Origin of the sequence: Bradyrhizobium niftali, assembly GCF_004571025.1 — a bacterium.
GTDB classification, from domain to species: Bacteria; Pseudomonadota; Alphaproteobacteria; order Rhizobiales; family Xanthobacteraceae; genus Bradyrhizobium; species Bradyrhizobium niftali.
The window spans coordinates 116,568-135,869 of record NZ_SPQT01000015.1 but is presented as its reverse complement, the minus strand read 5'-3'; the positions used below and the strand labels follow the sequence as shown (position 1 = coordinate 135,869).

Annotated in this window: 16 protein-coding genes; 10 read left to right on the top strand and 6 right to left on the bottom strand. The window is 64.5% G+C overall.

Annotated features, from left to right (window positions below):
• Positions 1 to 3 precede the first annotated feature (3 nt).
• Positions 4 to 924, bottom strand: coding sequence for a methylenetetrahydrofolate reductase [NAD(P)H] (metF, locus tag E4K65_RS24725; protein ID WP_167771108.1), 921 nt, complete (start codon positions 922 to 924; stop codon positions 4 to 6).
• Positions 925 to 1,301: 377 nt separating this feature from the next.
• Between metF and E4K65_RS24720 the strand changes: the two genes are divergently transcribed.
• On the top strand, positions 1,302 to 2,315 hold the full coding sequence (locus E4K65_RS24720; protein WP_135176357.1) for an LLM class flavin-dependent oxidoreductase: 1,014 nt from the start codon (positions 1,302 to 1,304) through the stop codon (positions 2,313 to 2,315).
• 128 nt (positions 2,316 to 2,443) lie between these two features.
• On the opposite strand, the gene E4K65_RS24710 is transcribed toward E4K65_RS24720, so the two are convergent.
• Both E4K65_RS24710 and E4K65_RS24705 read right to left on the bottom strand, forming a co-directional pair.
• Positions 2,444 to 3,304 (bottom strand): prephenate dehydratase, encoded by an 861-nt coding sequence (locus E4K65_RS24710; RefSeq protein ID WP_135176356.1) that lies wholly within the window; start codon positions 3,302 to 3,304, stop codon positions 2,444 to 2,446.
• A gap of 21 nt (positions 3,305 to 3,325) precedes the next feature.
• Entirely contained in the window at positions 3,326 to 4,066 is a 741-nt protein-coding gene (locus E4K65_RS24705) for a 3-deoxy-manno-octulosonate cytidylyltransferase (RefSeq protein WP_135176355.1), read from the bottom strand.
• 219 nt (positions 4,067 to 4,285) lie between these two features.
• Between E4K65_RS24705 and E4K65_RS24700 the strand changes: the two genes are divergently transcribed.
• From E4K65_RS24700 to E4K65_RS24675, 6 genes are all read left to right on the top strand, one after another.
• Positions 4,286 to 4,840 carry a c-type cytochrome gene (locus E4K65_RS24700; RefSeq protein ID WP_027544272.1) on the top strand — a complete coding sequence of 185 codons (555 nt, stop codon included), beginning with the start codon at positions 4,286 to 4,288 and terminating at the stop codon, positions 4,838 to 4,840.
• 210 nt (positions 4,841 to 5,050) lie between these two features.
• Positions 5,051 to 6,967 carry an extracellular solute-binding protein gene (locus E4K65_RS24695; protein WP_135176354.1) on the top strand — a complete coding sequence of 639 codons (1,917 nt, stop codon included), beginning with the start codon at positions 5,051 to 5,053 and terminating at the stop codon, positions 6,965 to 6,967.
• 14 nt (positions 6,968 to 6,981) lie between these two features.
• Complete coding sequence (locus E4K65_RS24690; protein WP_167771107.1) at positions 6,982 to 8,868, top strand: extracellular solute-binding protein; 1,887 nt, start codon at positions 6,982 to 6,984, stop codon at positions 8,866 to 8,868.
• 2 nt (positions 8,869 to 8,870) lie between these two features.
• A complete protein-coding gene (locus E4K65_RS24685) occupies positions 8,871 to 9,980 on the top strand; it encodes a microcin C ABC transporter permease YejB (RefSeq protein ID WP_092186685.1) in 1,110 nt (369 codons plus the stop codon).
• On the top strand, positions 9,980 to 11,158 hold the full coding sequence (locus E4K65_RS24680) for an ABC transporter permease (RefSeq protein WP_027544268.1): 1,179 nt from the start codon (positions 9,980 to 9,982) through the stop codon (positions 11,156 to 11,158). The genes E4K65_RS24685 and E4K65_RS24680 overlap by 1 nt, the downstream gene beginning before the upstream one ends.
• Positions 11,159 to 11,162: 4 nt before the next feature.
• Positions 11,163 to 12,800 carry an ABC transporter ATP-binding protein gene (locus tag E4K65_RS24675; RefSeq protein ID WP_167771106.1) on the top strand — a complete coding sequence of 546 codons (1,638 nt, stop codon included), beginning with the start codon at positions 11,163 to 11,165 and terminating at the stop codon, positions 12,798 to 12,800.
• A gap of 130 nt (positions 12,801 to 12,930) precedes the next feature.
• Here the strand turns inward: E4K65_RS24675 and E4K65_RS24670 are convergent, their stop codons facing one another.
• Together E4K65_RS24670 and E4K65_RS24665 are read right to left on the bottom strand one after the other, a co-directional pair.
• Entirely contained in the window at positions 12,931 to 13,785 is an 855-nt protein-coding gene (locus tag E4K65_RS24670; RefSeq protein ID WP_135176352.1) for a C40 family peptidase, read from the bottom strand.
• The gene (locus E4K65_RS24665) at positions 13,778 to 15,151 is read right to left on the bottom strand and encodes a leucyl aminopeptidase family protein (RefSeq protein WP_135176351.1); all 1,374 of its coding nucleotides are present in this window, start codon (positions 15,149 to 15,151) and stop codon (positions 13,778 to 13,780) included. The genes E4K65_RS24670 and E4K65_RS24665 overlap by 8 nt, the downstream gene beginning before the upstream one ends.
• Before the next feature lie 204 nt (positions 15,152 to 15,355).
• Between E4K65_RS24665 and E4K65_RS24660 the strand changes: the two genes are divergently transcribed.
• The 3 genes from E4K65_RS24660 (at position 15,356) to E4K65_RS24650 (ending at position 18,260) form a co-directional block, all read left to right on the top strand.
• Positions 15,356 to 15,559, top strand: coding sequence for a hypothetical protein (locus E4K65_RS24660; RefSeq protein ID WP_027544264.1), 204 nt, complete (start codon positions 15,356 to 15,358; stop codon positions 15,557 to 15,559).
• 296 nt (positions 15,560 to 15,855) lie between these two features.
• Positions 15,856 to 17,358, top strand: coding sequence for a metallophosphoesterase family protein (locus tag E4K65_RS24655; RefSeq protein WP_135176350.1), 1,503 nt, complete (start codon positions 15,856 to 15,858; stop codon positions 17,356 to 17,358).
• An 89-nt stretch (positions 17,359 to 17,447) separates the two neighbouring features.
• The gene (locus tag E4K65_RS24650; protein ID WP_135176349.1) at positions 17,448 to 18,260 is read left to right on the top strand and encodes a tetratricopeptide repeat protein; all 813 of its coding nucleotides are present in this window, start codon (positions 17,448 to 17,450) and stop codon (positions 18,258 to 18,260) included.
• 61 nt (positions 18,261 to 18,321) lie between these two features.
• On the opposite strand, the gene E4K65_RS24645 is transcribed toward E4K65_RS24650, so the two are convergent.
• Positions 18,322 to 19,296, bottom strand: a complete 975-nt coding sequence (locus E4K65_RS24645; RefSeq protein ID WP_135176348.1) for a type II secretion system F family protein — start codon at positions 19,294 to 19,296, stop codon at positions 18,322 to 18,324.
• Between the last annotated feature and the right edge of the window lie 6 nt (positions 19,297 to 19,302).

The following is a 19,302-nucleotide window of genomic DNA, read 5'->3' as shown; positions in this document are numbered from 1 at the left end:
GGGTCAAGCTGCCTTCTGCGCGCTCTTGGCGCGAATGCCGAGCAAGTGGCTGATCGCGAACACGAGATCGGCGCGGTTCATGGTGTAGAAATGGAAGGTATCGACGCCGCGCTTCGCCAGCTTCTGCACCTGGCCCGCGGCGACGGTGGCCGCCACCAGCTTGCGGGTCTCGGCGTCTTCGTCGAGGCCCTCGAATTTCTCCGCGAGCCAGTCCGGCACGGAGGTGCCGGCGCGGGTGACGAAATTGCGAGCCTGCTTGAAATTGTGCATGGGCATGATGCCCGGCACGATCGGAATGTTGATGCCGCGGGCACGGACGCGGTCGAGATAGCGGAAGTAGAGGTCGTTATCGAAGAACACCTGCGTGATGGCGCGGGTTGCGCCGGCATCGACCTTGGCCTTCAGCGTGTCGATGTCGGCATCGAAATCGCGGGCTTCAGGGTGCTTCTCGGGATAGGCGGATACCGACACTTCGATGTCGCTGTGCCGCTTCTTGATGCCCGCGACGAGGTCGGCGGAGCTCTGGTAGCCGTCCGGATGGCTGGAATAGGGCGTGCCGATGCCGCCGGGCGGATCGCCGCGCAAGCCGACGATGTGACGGACGCCGACCTCGTGGTAGCGGTCGACGATTTCGTCGATCTCGCCGCGCGAGGCGCCGACGCAGGTCAGGTGCGCTGCCGGCAGCAGAGCGGTCTCCTTGAGGATGCGCGCGATGGTCGAATGGGTGCGCTCGCGGGTCGAGCCACCGGCGCCGTAGGTCACCGAGACGAATTTCGGGTCGAGCGGGGCGAGCCGGTTGATGGTCTCCCAGAGATTGCGCTCCATCTCCTCGGTCTTGGGCGGAAAGAACTCGAAGGAGATCGCAGGCCGCTTCAGGTGCCCGTCTTGCCCGTCGGCTGTCGCAGGCTTCGTCAGATCAGTCATGGCACCACTCACTCCAGGTCTTCGCAGCCTGCGGTCAGGTCGAGATTGGGAATAGCCAAGATAAGCCAAAGCGGCCGCGCTCGACAGCCCATCGGTGATGGGAAGTGGCCCACTTGACCTCGGAAGCGTTGAATTTTTTTACTCGCAAGATGAATTGTGGGAAATGCGTTCTTTCAATAAAGTACGTAATATCAATAATATATACCGTGTCCGCGTAGTTGGATGGTCGGCTATCGCGATGGGCAGAATGAATCTGCTGTCATCTCGGTGTCGCCTGTCCCAACGTCTCGTTTGGTGGGGGCGCATCGGCTCGCACACGCCAGACCTGCGCTGTCTGCCCATTGCCGCCGCGCGGCCCTCCACTACGTTAACGCGCCATGATCCCGCTCTCAGTCCTCGACCTCTCCGTCGTCACCACAGGCACAAAACCCGCCGCGGCGCTGCGCAACAGCATCGATCTGGCGCGCCATGTCGATGGGCTCGGCTATGTCCGCTATTGGCTCGCCGAGCATCACAACCTCGCCTCCGTCGCGAGCCCGGCGCCCGACGTGATGATTGGGCAGATCGCGGCGGTGACGAAGCACATCCGCGTCGGCTCCGGCGGGGTGATGCTGCCCAACCACGCCCCGCTGGTCGTCGCCGAGCGCTTCAAGATGCTGGAGGCGCTGTTTCCCGGCCGCATCGACCTCGGCCTCGGCCGCGCCCCCGGCACCGACGGCGCCACCGCCTACGCGCTGCGCAGCCGGCTCGACCGCCGCGAGGGCGACGACTTCCTGGAACGGCTGCACGAATTGATCCTGTGGGAGACCCGCGAATTCCCGTCGGGCCATCCCTACAACAACGTCGTCGCGATGCCCGACGACACCAGGCTGCCGCCGATCTGGCTGCTCGGCTCCAGCGATTATTCGTCGGAACTGGCCGCGCAAGTCGGCATGGGCTTCGCCTTCGCGCACCACTTTGCATCCCATGATGCGATCGATGCGATGGTGCATTACCGCAACCGCTTCCAGCCCTCGGCCTGGCGCGCCACGCCGCACGCGATCCTCGCCGTCGCCGTCATCGCGGCGGAGACGGATGAGGACGCCGAAAGGCTCGCCACCTCGTTCGATCTCAACCGGCTGCGCCGCGACCACGGCCAATATCTGCCGCTGCCGAGTGTCGAGGAGGCGCTGGCCTATCCCTATACGGATGCCGAGCGCATCTCGATCTCGCGCAACCGTTCGCGCCTGTTCGTCGGCAATCCGGCGACGGTGCAGACGAAACTGCAGCCGTTGATCGATGCGAGCAAGCCGGACGAGTTGATGGTCATTACGGCCGTGTACGATCACGACGCACGGAAGAAGTCGTATTCGCTGCTGGCGGAGGCGTTCGGGCCGGCGAAGGCGGCGTAGAATTTCTCGTGCCCCGGACGCAGCGCAGCGCCTCTTCGGCGGTGCGCTGCTGAGCCGGGGGCCATCGCGCCTATGGGTATTGCAGCTTCTGGGTCCCGGCTCGCGCTTCGCGCGTCCGGGACACGCAATCAATCCTGCTGTGTCTCGCTGAACGTCGCCCGGAACGGGTGCCCCGGATACACGCCGACGATGCGGAATTCGCGCGAGAAGAATTTCAGCTCCTCGATCGCGAAGGCGAGGCCCTTGTCTTCAGGGTGGCCGTCGACGTCGGCATAGAACTGCGTGGCGAAGAAATTGCCGTCGACCATGTAGCTCTCGAGCTTGGTCATGTTGACGCCGTTGGTGGCAAAGCCGCCGAGCGCCTTGTAGAGCGCGGCGGGAAGGTTACGCACGCGGAATACAAAGGTGGTGACCAGCGAGCCCGAGCCCTGCGCCGCCCATTTCGGCTCGCGCGCCAGCACCACGAAGCGCGTGGTGTTGTGGGCCTCGTCCTCGATGTCCTCGGCGAGGATGTCGAGGCCGTAGATTTTTGCGGCCAGGCGCGAGGCGATCGCGGCGACACTCTTGTCCTTGCGCTCGGAGATGTCGCGGGCGCTGCCGGCGGTGTCGGCGTGCACGATCGGCTTGATGCCGAGCTTGCGGATGATGCGCCGGCACTGGCCGAGCGCGTGGACATGGCTCTCGACGGACTTGATGTCGGAGATCTTGGTCCCCTTCACCGCCATCAGCTGATGGCGAACCGGCAAGAACCATTCGCCGATGATGAACAGGCCGGAGGCCGGCAGGAGGTGATGGATGTCGGCGACGCGGCCGGCGACCGAGTTCTCGATCGGGATCATGCCGAGATCGGCCTCGCCCGACGAGATCGCCGACAGGGCGTCCTCGAAGGTGGCGCAGGGCATCGGCTCGGCGTCGGGATAGGCCTCGACGATGGCGATGTGGGAATTGGCTCCGGGTTCGCCCTGGAATGCGATCTTCATCTTGCTCATGGTCGGCCTTGTAGCAGCGGCTCAGGATTTGGAAAGGATGCTGCGGGCGGTTTCGAGATCGGGCGGTGTGTCAACGCCGCGGGGCACGCTGTCGACGATCATGATGTCGATGCGCATGCCGGCCTCCACCGCCCGGAGCTGTTCCAGGCTTTCCTGCAGTTCTAGGGGCGAGGGCGGCAGCGACACAAACCGCTCCAGGGCAGCGCGGCGGTAGGCGTAAAGGCCGATGTGGTGGTAACGCGGTCCGTTGCCGTAAGGGGCGGTGGCGCGGGTGAAATATAGTGCCCGCAGCCGCCGTGGCCCGATCGGCGAGCCGACGGCCTTCACGACGCTCGGCGCGAGGTCCTCCTCCTCGGTGTGGATCTGCGAGGCCAGGGTCACGATGTCGACCGCGGGGTCGGCAAAGGGCGGCAGCACCTCGCGGATGGTCTGCGGCGTGATCGTCGGGAAGTCGCCCTGGAGATTGATCACGATCTCTGCCTTGCCTTCGGGATCGAGCTTCTGCATCGCCTCGTGGACACGGTCGGAGCCGGAGGGGTGCGTGGTGCGGGTCATCACGGCCTCGCCGCCATGGGCCGTCACGACCGCGGCGATCTCGTCTGTGTCGGTTGCCACCGCGACCCGACCGATGCCGGCGGCCTCGGCACGGCGCAGCACATGCACGATCATCGGCAGGCCCGCGATATCGGCGAGCGGCTTGCCGGGCAGGCGGGTAGCGGCCATGCGGGCCGGGATCAGCACCAGGATGCGGGGATCGGTCATCGGGTCAAGAGCCTGGAAACGGGGCGTTTTCCGCGCCGAGAAATGGGTGGGGACGGGTTCAAAGCCGGCTCGCTTATACGGGTTGCCAGACCCCGGGCAAACCGATATCTCAATGGCAAAACTCGGGGGAAAGACAAGGAACGTGTGATTCTCCTGAGGCTCGTCCTGGCGGCCGCCCGGCCGCTCAATCCTTCTCAGCGGTGTGGGGCCTGGCCGGAAATGGACTCTTTCGAACTCAACAAGATTCTCGGTGCCGTGCTCGGCACCTGTCTCATCCTGCTGGTCACGAGCTTCACCGCGAGTGCGCTGTTCTCGCCCAAGATGCCGGAAAAGCCGGGCTTCGAGATCGCCGTGAAGGAAGACGCCGGCCACGGTAAGGAAGGCGGCGCCGCCGCTGCGGCCTCCGAGCCGATCGAGAAGCTGCTCCAGACCGCCTCCGTCGAGAAGGGCGCTGCCGCCGCCAAGAAGTGCGGTGCCTGCCACACCTTCGAGAAGGGCGGCCCGAATCGCGTCGGTCCGAACCTCTATGGCGTCGTCGGCGAGGCACGGGGCGAGGGCCGCAATGGCTTCAACTTCTCGGCGGCCATGAAGGGCAAGGGCGGCACCTGGACGTTCGACGACCTCAACAAGTTCATCGCCAATCCGAAGGGCTTCATCCCGGGCACCGCGATGGGCTTCGCCGGTATTCCGAAGGATTCCGAGCGCGCCGATGTCATCGCCTATCTGAATTCGCTGTCGGAGCATCCCAAGCCGCTGCCGACGGCGTCGAAGTAAGGTCTCAAAAACCCGTCTTGGAAGATGCGGCCAGGCTGAAAAGCCTGGCCGTTTCCTTATCCGGGCCTCGCGAGGTCGTTATCGGGACCTTTGGCCGCAGCGAATGGCGGGGCGGGCTCCCAAGATGAGGAAAAAGCAACATATTCCGTCGAAACCTCGCCTATATTGGGACCTTAAAGGAGTAGCCTCCTTCAAGACAGGAATGTTGATTTGGCCATTACCCGACGCGATCTCCTGCTCACCGGCACTGCGGCCGCAGCGCTCCCCGCCATCGGTTCCGTAGCGGGCATTCCCGTCATCGGCACGGCCGCGGCGCAATCGGCCGGAGAAGCGGCTTCAAGTGCTCTCCCTTGGCGCCATGCGTTGTCGCTGTTCGGAAAGGTCAAGTACCCCGCCGACTTCAAGCGCTTCGACTACGTCAATCCGGAAGCGCCCAAGGGCGGGGTCGCGCGGCAGATCGCCGTCGGCACGTTCGACAATTTCAACATCGTCGTCTCCGGTGTGAAGGGGCAGGTCGCCGGCGCCGTCGCATTCATCTACGAATCCCTGCTGACGCCGGCGCTCGACGAAGTCTCGACCGAATACGGCGCGCTGGCCGAAGCCGTCAGCCACCCGGACGATTTCTCGTTCGTCACCTATCGTTTGCGGTCGCAAGCCAAATGGCATGACGGCAAGCCGGTCACCGCGGATGACGTGATCTTCTCGCTCGATTCCTTCAAGAAGCACCATCCGATGTACTCGGCATACTACAGTCATGTGGTGAAGGCCGAGAAGGTCGGCGAGCGCGAGGTGAAATTCGTGTTCGACGCGCCGGGCAACCGCGAGCTGCCGCAGATTGTCGGGCAGCTTACGGTCCTGCCGAAGCATTGGTGGGAGGGGACCGACGCGCAGGGCCGCAAGCGCGATGTTTCCGCCACCACGCTCGAAGTGCCGCTTGGTTGCGGCCCCTACAGGGTCAAGGAATTCGTTGCCGGACGGTCGATCGCGCTTGAGCGCGTCAAGGACTATTGGGGCCGCGACCTGCCCGCCAATGTGGGTCGCAACAATTTCGACGAGCTGCGCTACGAGTATTTCCGCGACGCCACCGTCGCGATCGAGGCTTTCAAGGCCGACCAGGTCGATTGGCGCACGGAGAACAGCGCCAAGAACTGGGCGACCGCCTACGACTTCCCGGCCGTGAGCGAAAAGCGCGTGATCCTCGAGGAGTTCGCCAATCGCAGCTCGGGCGTGATGCAGGCTTTCGTGCCGAACCTGCGCCGCGCCAAGTTCAGCGATCCCCGCGTTCGCCGTGCGCTCAACTACGCGTTCGACTTCGAGGAGATGAACAAGCAGATCTTCTACGGTCAATACAAGCGCATCAACAGCTATTTCGACGGTATCGACGAGCTCATGGCGACCGGCTTGCCGCAGGGGAAGGAGCTCGAAATCCTCGAGACCGTTCGCGCCGAAGTGCCGCCCGAAGTCTTCACGACGGCCTACACCAATCCGGTCGGCGGCAGTCCGGAAGCCGTGCGCGACAATCTGCGTGAGGCGCTGCGCCTGTTCAAGGAGGCCGGCTATGAGGTGCGCGACCGCAAGCTGATCGACGTCAAGACCGGCACGCAGTTCTCCCTGGAATTGCTGAATTCCGATCCGAGCTTTGAGCGGATCACGCTGTTCTACAAGCCGTCGCTGGAGCGGCTCGGCATCGCCGTCAGCGTGCGGACGGTCGATCCGACGCAATACGAGAACAGGACGCGCGACTGGGATTTCGACGTCGTCACCAACTCATGGGGCGAGTCGCAGTCGCCGGGCAACGAGCAACGCGAATTCTGGTCGTCCAAGACAGCCGGCATCGCCGGTTCGCGCAACATTGCCGGCATCAAGAATCCGGCGATCGACAAGCTGATCGAGCGGGTGATCTACGCGAGGGATCGCGACGATCTCGTCGCTGCGACCAAGGCCCTCGACCGCGTGCTGCTGTGGAATCACTACGTCGTGCCGCAGTGGACCTATACCAAGGTGCGTACCGCGCGCTGGGACCGCTTCGGCCGGCCGTCGGAATTGCCCAGATACGGTCAGTCCGGCTTCCCGTTCATCTGGTGGTACGACGCAGACAAGGCGGCACGGATCGCAAAGAAGTCGTGAAGGACATTTCCCGCATGACGCAGATGTCACGCCGCCATGTGCTGGCTTTGGGTGCCGGCGGTGCCCTCGGTGCGTCCCTTGGCGCACCGCTGTTACGCGGCGCGCGCGCATCGGAGGCGGGGACCGAGGCGCACGGCATCTCTGCATTCGGCGATCTCAAATATCCCGCCGACTTCCGCCATTTCGACTACGTCAACCTCGACGCGCCCAAGGGCGGCACATTCTCGCTCATTCCGTCGGTGAAGGCGTACAACCAGTCCTACCAGACCTTCAACTCGCTCAACGCCTTCATCCTGAAGGGCGACGGCGCGCAAGGGATGGACATGACGTTCGTGCCCCTGATGGTGCGCGCCAACGACGAGCCGGACGCGATGTACGGGCTTGCTGCCAAGTCCGTGCGGATATCGCCGGACAGGCTGGTCTATCGCTTCACGATGCGGCCCGAGGCGAAATTCCACGACGGCACGAAGCTCACCGCCCACGACGCGGCGTTTTCGCTGACGGCGCTGAAGTCCAAGGGACATCCGCTGATCATCGTGCAGATGCGTGACATGGTCAGCGCGGAAGCGATCGACGATGCGACGCTCGTCGTCACCTTCGCCAAGGGACGCGCGCGCGACGTGCCGCTCTATGTCGCGGGCCTGCCGATCTTCTCGAAGGCTTACTATGCGTCTCGTCCATTCGACGAAACGTCTCTGGAGATCCCGCTGGGCTCGGGTCCCTACAAGGTCGGGAAATTCGAGGTCAATCGTTACATCGAATACGAGCGGGTGAAGGACTGGTGGGCGGCCGATCTGCCGCCCTGCCGCGGCAGCTACAATTTCGACGTCGTGCGCTATGAGTTCTATCGCGACCGCGATGTCGCCTTCGAGGGCTTTACCGGCAAGAGTTATCTTTACCGCGAAGAGTTCACCTCCCGCATCTGGGCGACGCGCTACGACTTCCCGGCCGTGAAGGACAATCGCGTCAAGCTCGAAGTCGTACCCGACGACACGCCGTCTGGCGCGCAGGGCTGGTTCATCAACACACGGCGCGAGAAGTTCAAAGACCCGCGCGTGCGCGAGGCCCTGATCAATGCCTTCGACTTCGAGTGGACCAACAAGACCATCATGTACGGCGCCTATGCCCGTACGGTGTCGCCGTTCCAGAACTCCGATCTCATGGCGGGCGACAGCGCGCCTTCGCCGGAAGAGCTGAAGCTGCTGGAGCCGTTCCGCGGTCGGGTTCCGGATGAGGTGTTCGCCGCACCGTTCACGCCGCCGGTCTCGGACGGCTCCGGGCAGGATCGAAGCCTGTTGCGCAAGGCGCAGCAGCTGCTGAGCGAGGCCGGCGTGCCGATCAAGGACGGCAAACGGGTGCTGCCGAACGGCGAGGTCTTCAGGATCGAGTTCCTGCTGGACGAGCCCTCCTTTCAGCCGCACCATGCGCCCTACATCAAGAACCTGGGCACGCTCGGCATCGAAGCGAGCGTGCGCCTCGTCGATGCCGTGCAACACAAGGCGCGCCAGGAAGATTTCGACTTCGACATGACGATCCAGCGTTTCAGCATGTCGGCGACGCCGGGCGATGCCATGCGGGCATTCTTTTCTTCGCAGGTCGCCGCGACCAAGGGCTCGTACAATCTCGCCGGCGTTGCCAGCCCGGCCATCGACGCCATGATCGAGAAGATCATGGCGGCCGACAACCGCGAGGACCTGACGATCGCCTGCCGGGCCTTCGACCGCCTGTTCCGCGCCGGCCGCTATTGGGTGCCGCAATGGTACAACAAGACGCACCGGCTCGCTTATTGGGATCAGTTCGGTCATCCGCAGAAGCTGCCGCGTTATGCCAACGGCGTCGGCGCGCCCGACATTTGGTGGCATGAACCCGCCAAGGCGGCCAAGCTCGAGCAGGCGAAATAGTCATGAGCGCGTATATCGCCCGCCGCATCCTCCTGATGATCCCGACTTTGCTCGGGATCCTGTTCGTCTCCTTCGTCGTCGTGCAGTTTGCGCCTGGTGGTCCGGTCGAGCGCGTGATTGCGCAACTCTCTGGCGCCGATACCGGCGGCACTTCGCGCATTTCAGGCGGTAGCGACTTTGCGCAGCGGGCCCCGGGGCAGGTCGGCGCCGGTGGCGATGCCATCAACTCGAAATATCGCGGCGCGCAGGGGCTCGATCCTGATTTCATCAAGAAGCTGGAGGCGCAATTCGGCTTCGACAAGCCGGCACCGGAACGCTTCGCGCTGATGGTGTGGAATTTCGCCCGCTTCGATTTCGGCAAGAGCTATTTTCGCGACGTCAGCGTGATACAGCTGATCAAGGAGAAGCTGCCGGTCTCGATCTCGCTCGGCATCTGGCTGACGCTGATCACCTATCTGATCTCGATCCCGCTCGGCATCCGCAAGGCCGTGAAGGACGGCACGCGGTTTGACACCTGGACGTCGACCATTCTCGTGCTGGGCTATGCCATTCCCGGCTTTCTGTTCGCAATCCTCCTCATCATCCTGTTTGCCGGCGGCTCCTTCTTCAACTGGTTCCCGCTGCGCGGACTGACTTCGGACGGCTGGTCGCAGTTTCCCTGGTACTGGAAGATCCTCGATTATTTCTGGCATCTGACGCTGCCGCTGATCGCCATGGGGCTCGGCGCGTTCACCACCATGACGTTCCTGACCAAGAATTCGTTTTTGGACGAGATTCGCAAGCAATACGTCATGACCGCGCGCGCCAAGGGCTGCAGCGAGGGCCGGGTGCTTTACGGCCACGTCTTCCGCAATGCGATGCTGATCGTGATCGCCGGGTTCCCCGGAACCTTCATCCACGCCTTCTTTTCGGGCTCGCTTCTGATCGAGACCATCTTCTCGCTGGACGGGCTCGGGCTGCTCAGCTTCGAGAGCGTGCTCAACCGCGACTATCCCGTGGTGTTCGGCACGCTCTACATCTTTTCGTTGGTCGGCCTCGTGATCAACCTGATCTCCGACCTGACCTATATGTGGATCGACCCCCGGATCGATTTCGAGGCGCGGGAGGTCTGATGACGGTTATCGCGCCGACGCCGATCGAAACCACGACCCAGTCTCCGCTGGGCGAGGTCGTTCCGATCACGGGCAAGCCGTTCGCTCCTTCGCCGCTGAACAGGCGGCGATGGCAGAATTTCAAGGCCAACCGCCGCGGCTACTGGTCGTTCTGGATATTCATCGCCCTGTTCGTGGTCTCGCTGTTCGCCGAGCTGATCGCCAACGATCGGCCTTTCCTGGTCAAGTTCGACGGCCGTCTCTATTGGCCTGCCTTCGTGACCTATTCGGAAACCACCTTCGGCGGCGATTTCGAGACGGCGGCCGACTACCGCGACCCCTACTTGCAGAAGCTCATCAAGGACAAGGGCGGCGCCATCGTCTGGCCCCTGATCCGCTATTCCTACGACACCCACAATCTCGACTTGCCGACGCCGGCGCCATCGCCGCCGACCTGGATGCTGACGGAAGCGCAGTGCAAACTTGTCGTAGAGAAGAAGGGGCTGAAGAGCTGCCGCGACCTCGAATACAACTGGCTGGGTACGGACGATCAGGGGCGCGACGTGGTGGCGCGGCTGATCTATGGCTTCCGCATCTCGGTGCTGTTCGGCCTCTGCCTCACGATCATCTCATCCGTCATCGGCATCGCAGCGGGAGCGGTGCAGGGCTATTTCGGCGGACGGGTCGATCTCATCTTCCAGCGCTTCATCGAGATATGGACGGCAATTCCGTCGCTCTACCTTCTCTTGATCCTGTCCTCGGTCCTCGTGCCCGGCTTCTTCGTGCTGCTCGGCATCCTGCTGCTGTTCTCCTGGGTCTCGCTGGTCGGTCTCGTGCGGGCCGAGTTCCTGCGCGGGCGCAACTTCGAATACATCCAGGCCGCGCGGGCGCTCGGCGTCTCCAACCCGGTCATCATGTTCCGCCACCTGCTGCCGAACGCGATGGTCGCGACCATGACGTTCCTGCCGTTCATCGTCTCCTCGTCGGTGATGACGTTGACGGCACTCGACTTTCTTGGCTTCGGCCTGCCGCCCGGCTCACCCTCGCTCGGCGAGCTGCTGTCGCAGGCCAAGTCCAACGTGCAGGCGCCGTGGCTGGGTTTCTCCGGCTTCTTCTCGGTCGCCATCATGCTGTCGCTGTTGATCTTCATCGGCGAAGCGGTGCGCGACGCCTTCGATCCGCGCAAGACGTTCAGGTAGGCCAATGGACGCGATCAACCAGCCCCTGCTTGCCGTACGCGACCTGTCGGTGGCCTTCCACCAGGGTGGTGCCACGACACTCGCGGTCGACAAGGTCTCGTTCCAGATCAAGCGCGGCGAATGCCTGGCGCTGGTCGGCGAATCCGGCTCCGGCAAGTCCGTCAGCGCGCTCTCGATCCTCAAGCTGCTGCCCTATCCGAACGCCTCGCACCCCTCGGGAAGCATCCGATTCAAGGGACAGGAGCTGATCGACCAGTCCGAGCAGCAGATGCGGGAGGTCCGCGGCAGCGACATCTCCATCATTTTCCAGGAGCCGATGACCTCGCTCAACCCGCTGCACACGATCGAGGCGCAGATCGGCGAGATCATCCAGCTGCACAATCCGACCAGCAACGCACTGGCGCGCAAGCGGACGCTGGAGCTGTTGACCCAGGTCGGCATCCCCGATCCGGAGACGCGGCTCAACAGCTATCCGCACCAGCTCTCCGGAGGCCAGCGTCAGCGCGTGATGATTGCGATGGCGCTCGCCAACGAGCCCGACCTGCTGATCGCGGACGAGCCGACCACGGCGCTCGACGTCACCGTGCAGGCGCAGATCCTGGCGCTGCTCGCCGAGATCCGCGCGCGGCTCGGCATGAGCCTGCTCTTCATCACCCATGATCTCGGCATCGTGCGCCGCATCGCTGACCACGTCTGCGTCATGAAGAGCGGCGAGATCGTCGAGCAGGGACCGGTCGAGCAGGTGTTCAAGACGCCGAAGCACCCCTATACGCGCGACCTGCTCGCGGCCGAGCCGAAGCCCGATCCCGCGCCGCCGCAGCCGGGTGCGCCGGTGGTGATGTCGGCCGACGACCTGAAAGTGTGGTTTCCGATCAAGCGTGGCCTGATGCGCAAGACGGTCGGCCACATCAAGGCGGTCGACGGCGTCAGCGTCGCCGTGCGCAAGGGCGAGACGCTCGGCGTCGTCGGCGAATCCGGCTCGGGCAAGACCACGCTGGGGCTGGCGCTGCTGCGGCTGATCTCCTCGAACGGGCGCATCGTGTTCCTGGGGAAAGACATCCAGGGCCTGCGCTTCAAGGAGATGCGGCCGTTCCGGCGCGACATGCAGATCGTGTTCCAGGATCCGTTCGGCTCGCTCAGTCCGCGCATGTCGGTCGCCGACATCATCGCCGAAGGCCTCTCCGTGCATCAGCCGAAACTGTCGCGCGAGGAGCGCGAGGCGCGCGTCGTCAAGGCGCTCGAGGACGTCGGGCTGAAGCCCGACACCCGCTACCGCTACCCGCATGAGTTCTCCGGCGGCCAGCGCCAGCGCATCAGCATCGCGCGCGCGGTGGTGCTGGAACCGGATTTCGTCGTGCTGGACGAGCCGACCAGCGCGCTCGACATGCTGTTCCAGGCGCAGATGGTCGATCTTTTGCGCGAGCTCCAGCGCAAGCGCGATCTCACCTACATGTTCATCTCGCACGATTTGCGCGTCGTCGCCTCGCTTGCCAGCCATCTCATCGTGATGCGCGGCGGCAAGGTGGTCGAGGAGGGGCAGGCGGCCGAGCTGTTCAAGAACCCCAAGAGCGACTACACGCGCGCACTGTTCGCGGCGGCATTCCGGCTGGAGACGGCCGGGAATGGATCGGTGGCGACGTAGGAACTGCTGTCATTCCGGGGCGCGCGTGGCGCGAACCCGGAATCCAGAGATTGTGGGGCGAGATTCTCAGATATGCAATTGCACCTCATAGTTCACGCGCGATGCGCGTGCCCCTGAATGACTGGAATAATCAGAGCCGCTTGATCGCCATGACCTCGCTGCCGGCCTGCTTGATCCGCGCAATCGCCGGTTCGATCGGCTCGATCACCGTCGCCATATGATGCGCGTTGGCGTGAACCATGGTGCCGCCGTCGCGGACGATGGCGACATGGCCCTTCCAGAAGATCAGATCGCCGCGCAGCAAGCTGCTTCGCTCATGCGGCTCCAGGGCGCGGCCAAGGCCGGCCTGCTGCATGTCGCTGTCGCGCGGGCAGCCGGTGCCGGCCGCCGTCAGCGAGACCTGCACGAGACCCGAGCAGTCGATGCCGAGGCTGCTCTTGCCGCCCCAGAGATAGGGCGTGCCGACGAAGCGTTCGGCCACTGCGACGAAGTCCGGCTCGCGATGATCGAGTGGGGCGAGATGCACCTTCGGCAGATAGGCTCCGTCACGCGTCACCGCGAAGCTGCCGTCCTCGCGGGCCACCGCCAGCTTCGATCCCATCACGAGCGTGCCGGCTGGTGGCAGCTTGATCGAGGGGCCGGGGAACGCAAACGTTCGCAGCGCGCTGACCTTGTGCGTCGGGGCGGCCGTCGGCTTCAGGAGCGCCGCATCGGGAAGCCAGCCGACATAGCCGTCACCGCCAAGCTGGCCCCAGGCCCAGCCCTCGCCATTGCGATCGTAGACCGTGACGCGCTCGCCGCGCAGCGCCTCCGTCATCAGCATCGCGCCCGGGGACGGCTGCTCGCGCACCGCTGCAATCGCATCCGTCACCTCGAATTCCTCGCCGGTGACGAAGCGCTCCGACTGCACCTTGCCTTCGAGATACTTGGCGGCGAGGTCGGCCCGCGCCGGTGTCAGCCTTGGATCGTGTCCTGGATCATGCATAGCGCTCGCTCAGCAATGTGTAGATGGCGCGCGCGGCCTGGCACTCGCCGCCTTCGGGGCGCGCCGGCTTCGCCGACGGCGTCCAGCCATAGATGTCGACATGCAGCCAGCTCTTGGCCTGCTCGACGAAGCGTTGCAGGAACAGCGCACAGATAATCGAGCCGGCAAAGCCGCCGGACGGTGCATTGGTGATGGTGGCGGTCTTGGAGTCTAGCCAGGAATCGTAAGCCGGCCACAGCGGCATGCGCCACAACGGATCGTTCTCCCTGACGGCGCAGCGCGCGACGTCGGCGGCAAGCGTCTCATCATTGGTGTAAAAGGGCGGTAAATCCGGCCCCAGCGCGACGCGTGCAGCTCCGGTCAGCGTGCCGAGATCGATCAGCAGGTCGGGCTTCTCCTCGTCGGCGAGCGCCAGTGCATCGGCGAGCACGAGCCGGCCTTCGGCGTCCGTATTGCCGATCTCGACCGTGATGCCCTTGCGCGATGTAAAAATGTCGAGCGGGCGGAAGGCATTGCCGGCGACCGCATTCTCGACCGCCGGAATCAGCACGCGCAGCCGGACCTTCAGCTTCGCGTCCATCACCATGCGCGCGAGCGCCAGAACGTTGGCCGCGCCACCCATGTCCTTCTTCATGATCAGCATGCCGCTCGACGGCTTCAGGTCGAGCCCGCCGGTGTCGAAGCACACGCCCTTGCCGACCAGCGTCACCTTGGGATGGGCGGGATCGCCCCAGCAGATGTCGATCAGCCGCGGCGCGCGGTCCGAGGCCATGCCGACGGCGTGGATCAGCGGAAAATCTGTCCTCAGATCCTCGCCGATGGTGCAGGCAAAGCTCGCGCCGAATTCGCTGGCGAGCTCTTGCGCGGCTGCAGCGAGCTCCTCCGGCCCCATGTCGTTGGACGGCGTGTTGATGAGGTCGCGCGCCAGCATCGCGGCATCCGCCATGCGGCTGATCTCGATCGCGTCGACGCCGTCAGGCGGCACCAGGCGGACATCGGGTCTATCCGCCTTGCGGTAGCGGGCGAAGCGGTAGCAGCCGAGCGCGAAGGCGAGTGCGGCGAGCCGTGCATCGTGCGGTGCATTGGCAAAGCGATAGGTGCCCGGCGGCAGCAGGCCGGGCAGGGCGCCCGGCCGGAACAGGTCGCGGGATCTTGCGCCCTCGTCCTCGAGGCCGAACAGCACCTGCGCGATCGCACCGTCGGGGGCGGGCAGGGCGAGATAGCCGCCCGGCTTGGCGGTGAAGGCGCTCGCCGTTGCGAACTGGCGTTGCGCCGGCGGCAGCGTCTCGGCGACCTGATCCCAGCTCGACTTGGTGACGAAGGTGATCGGGATGGCGGTCGGCGACGTCTCGAAGACAGAAGGCATTGGCGGGTCCGGGTCGTCAGATCAGGCTGGTTATGCGGATGAAGGAGACTTCGCAGAGTTTTGCCGTGGCCGCAATCGGCTTTGCCGTCACCGTTGAGCGAGCCGCTACTCGCAGCAAGGGGGCCATGCTAGGTTCCGGCAACGGCCGCCAGATGGAAACGGATCGCCGGCGGCCGAAGGCGAAGCCTGCCGGGAGGAAATGCAATGGACGTCGTGTGGAGCATGGTCACATTCATCGGCCAGGCCGTCGAGGCGATCTTCAGCTATGTCGAGCATCATCATTGGATCTTCGCGTTTCTTGCCGGCGGCTACGTCTTCTATCTCCACGACCGCTCCGTACACGCCCGCTTCGATGCGCTCGACAAGCGCGTCGACGAAATCCGCAAGCGGCTTGCCATCGAATATTGATCCGGTGAAACGACACCAGCGACGGGCAGATCTCGTATCCATCCGTGCAGAGAACTGCCGTTCACGCGCGCACGGCGGCAGGGCTTTACTAGCGCTGTGGTTGTGGCATTATCGGCGAATATTTTAGATTGCGCTGCTCACCTCTGCACCCATCGAGTGCAGGAACGGAGTGGCACGCGGTTGATACTTGCCCCGGGGTTCGTCCTCGCCCGGGCCGAGACCGGCCTGAACCCGTTCGTCGAAAGCATTTCTCTCATCGTATTTGGCGGCGCAGCATCCGCAACGAGCGGCGCAAGATGGATAGATCGTTCGTTATTGCGCAGATTTCCGACCTGCATCTGGACGGGTCAGGGCGGCTGCTTGCGACGATCGAGACACTGAGCGCCGCTCTGCGCGAGAGGATGGCGGCCTTCGCGGACGTTCCCGATCGCATCCTGCTGATCACAGGCGATCTCGTGGACGACCCGACGCCGCGCGCGCTCGACGAAGCGCTCGCCGTCATCGCGTCCTTCCGGCGGAGCCGTGTGTTCACCGACATCCAGGCGATTGCCGGCAATCACGACGCCAAGCGTCCGAGCCAGCGCGCGGGCCGCCACGACGTCTATGACTACCTGCATCTGCCGCGGACCTCGAAGAGCGTCTATTACCGCCACGCCGGCCTCGATCTGGTGCTGCTGGATTCCAACCGCGCCAGCCTCACGACGCTTGCGAGCGGCAATATCGACCAAGGCACGTACCACGCCATGGTTGCGGATTCCGCCCGGCTGAGCGTCGAGCTTGCGGGCAGCCTTGGATCGGCTGGACGCGCCGATTACGCCGAGCCGGCGGACAACCTCGTGCGGGTGCTGGCGCTGCACCATCATCCGCTGCCGCAGGCGACCGGCGAAGGAAAGCGCTTTCTCGGCACCCCCGATGAACCGCTGATGTATCTCGCCGCGCCCGCGACCTTCCTCGAAGCGGCCACCTCGCTCAACGTCGATCTGGTCCTGCACGGTCACCGGCATGTCGAGGGGCTGACCCGCTATTCGATTCCGGATCCGCGCGCGACGCGGAGCAGGGGCGATGAAGCATTCTGGCGCACGATCTACGTGCTGTCCTGTCCGTCCTCGACCGGGCAGGGCGGCGACGATGCCGGCTTCAACATCGTCCATTTCGGTCCAATGTCCGATGCAGGCAACTCCGAACATGGATTTGCGATCGCGCGCTATTCGCGGCCGCGCAACGACGGCGGCTTCCGCCTGCTCGACTCGAACCTGCCGGGCGGCATCATCTGGTTGCCGGCAGGGCGGGATTATTCCCGCGACCCGGCCGTCCAGTCGGCAATCGAGATCGCTTCAATCGCGACGCTGAAGCGGGATCAGGTCGCCGCATTGGCTCGCCGGCTCCTGATGCGCCGCGCATTCTATGCATGCGGCGAGCCGGACTGGGCGAATGCGCTCCACGCCTATCTCGTCACCTCCCATGTCTGGGCCGATCTCGACGGCAAGTTCTCGAGGTTCGGGCGCAAGCATGAGGCCGATGCGGTTGCCGCGGTGACCGTGCTGCTGTGCCGGCTGATCGGGCAATCCGCCGGCGTGCTCGGCATCGATCCGCTTCGGCTTGACGAGCTTCGGGCGAAGCGTCTGGTCCATCGCGACGACCTCCGGCGCGAATGGCCCGGGATGCCGCGCACGGACGTCGATGTCGAGGCGCAGGCGCAGGAAAGGCTGCAATTGCTGCGGGACCTGAACGAGCAGGTGAAGGCGCTCGGCCTCGACCTCGGTCTCGGCGGAGAGGTGCCGCCGCAGACGCCGCCGTGAGGGGGCTCCCGGCGTTAACCGGCCATTAGGGTTAACAGTCTATTGCTGGCGCGTTCGGCTCGATCCATCCGCGCGAGAGTCAAAGCGTCATGCGTCAACAGTTCAGTCCTGCCCGGCTTCTCGCATCTGCCTCGCTCGTCGCGGTGGTGGCCATGAGCCTCGGCGGCTGCACGGCAATGTCAAAGCTCTCCGACGTGACCGGCTCGATCGGGTCGCGCGCGGAGGCCCCTTCCAGCGATCCCGCGCGCGCCGCCGAAGTCTATGGCGAGCGTTATCGTGCCAATCCCAAGGACACCGAGGCGGCGCTCGGCTATGGCCAGGCCTTGCGCGCCAACGGCCAGCGCGCCCAGGCCGTCGCCGTCCTCGAGCAGGCGACCATCGCCAATCCCGGCAACAAGCCGCTGCTCGCCCAGTACGGCCGTGCACTCGCCGACAACGGCAATTTCCAGCAGGCCTTCGACGTGCTGTCGAAAGCGCATTCTCCCGACAATCCGGACTGGCGCCTGCTCTCGGTGCAGGGCACGGCGCTCGATCAGATGGGTCGTCACGAGGAGGCGCGCTCGTATTATGCGAGTGCGCTGAAGATCGCGCCGGGCGATCCCGGTGTGCTCTCCAATGTCGGCCTGTCCTACATGTTGTCGAAGGACCTGCCGAAGGCCGAGGAGGCGTTGCGGCAGGCCCACGCCTCGCCGCGCGCGAACGCGCGGGTGCGGCAGAATCTCGGCCTGGTCGTCGGTCTCCAGGGCCGCTTTGCCGAAGCCGAAACCATCGTGAAGGCGGACCTGCCGCCGGAACAGGCCGCGGCCAATGTCGCCTATCTGAAGGAAATGCTGAGCCGCAACGACGCCCCGCGCGGTACGCCGAAGCGGACTCCGGTCGCCGCGCTCACCCGGCCCGACTGATCCGACCTGATCGTCTCATCCTGAAGCCGCTCGCGCGAACCGCGCGCGGCCACGTCTTGCGTTATTGCATCTCGGAGATCTTGATGCCGGTCGGCCCGAGAATGACGACGAACAGCACCGGCAGGAAGAACAGGATCATCGGCACCGTCAGCTTCGGCGGCAGCGCGGCGGCCTTCTTCTCGGCCTCGTTCATGCGCATGTCGCGGTTTTCCTGCGCCATGACGCGCAGGGAATGTCCGAGCGGAGTGCCGTAACGTTCCGCCTGCTGAAGCGCCAGACACACCGACTTGACGCCCTCGAGCCCGGTGCGCCGCGCCAGGTTCTCATAGGCGACCTTGCGGTCCTGCAAATAGGACAGCTCGGCGGTGGTCAGCGTGAACTCTTCCGACAGTGCGATCGACTGGCCGACGATCTCGGTGGCGACTTTCCGGAACGCCATTTCGACCGACATGCCGGATTCGATGCAGATCAGCAGCAGGTCGAGCGCGTCGGGAAAGGCGCGCTTGATCGAGAGCTGGCGCTTGGAGATCGCGTTCTTGAGGAACAGCATCGGGGCCTGAAGCCCGAGATAGGCGGCGCCGACGCAGATCCCGATCTTGACCGGCATCGGCTTGTCCATATGCGCGATCAGGAACACGTACAGGACCGAGCCCACGAACAGGGCGAGCGGGGCGACCATGCGCGCAAACAGAAAGGTGACGTACGGCGCCTGACCGCGGTAGCCGGCCATGATGAGCTTGTCGCGGGCAGCTTCCTGCGCGAGCCATTTGGTGAGGTTGAAATCCTCGACGACCTTGGAGACGAGCTGCTTCGGCGTCTGGCGCAGCGAGACCTTCTCGCTCTTGTTGAGGCGCTCGCGCTCGCGCTGCCGGATCCGCTCGCGCTCGCTCGCCACCGCCTTCATGCGCTTGGAGAGGCCCTCGCCTGCGAACAGGGGCATCACCAGCGTATAGACGGTGGCGCTGGCGGCGATGGCCGCCAGCAGCATGGTCATGAAGCGGACGTCATGCAGTTTCGAAACGAGAAATTCGACCATACGCCA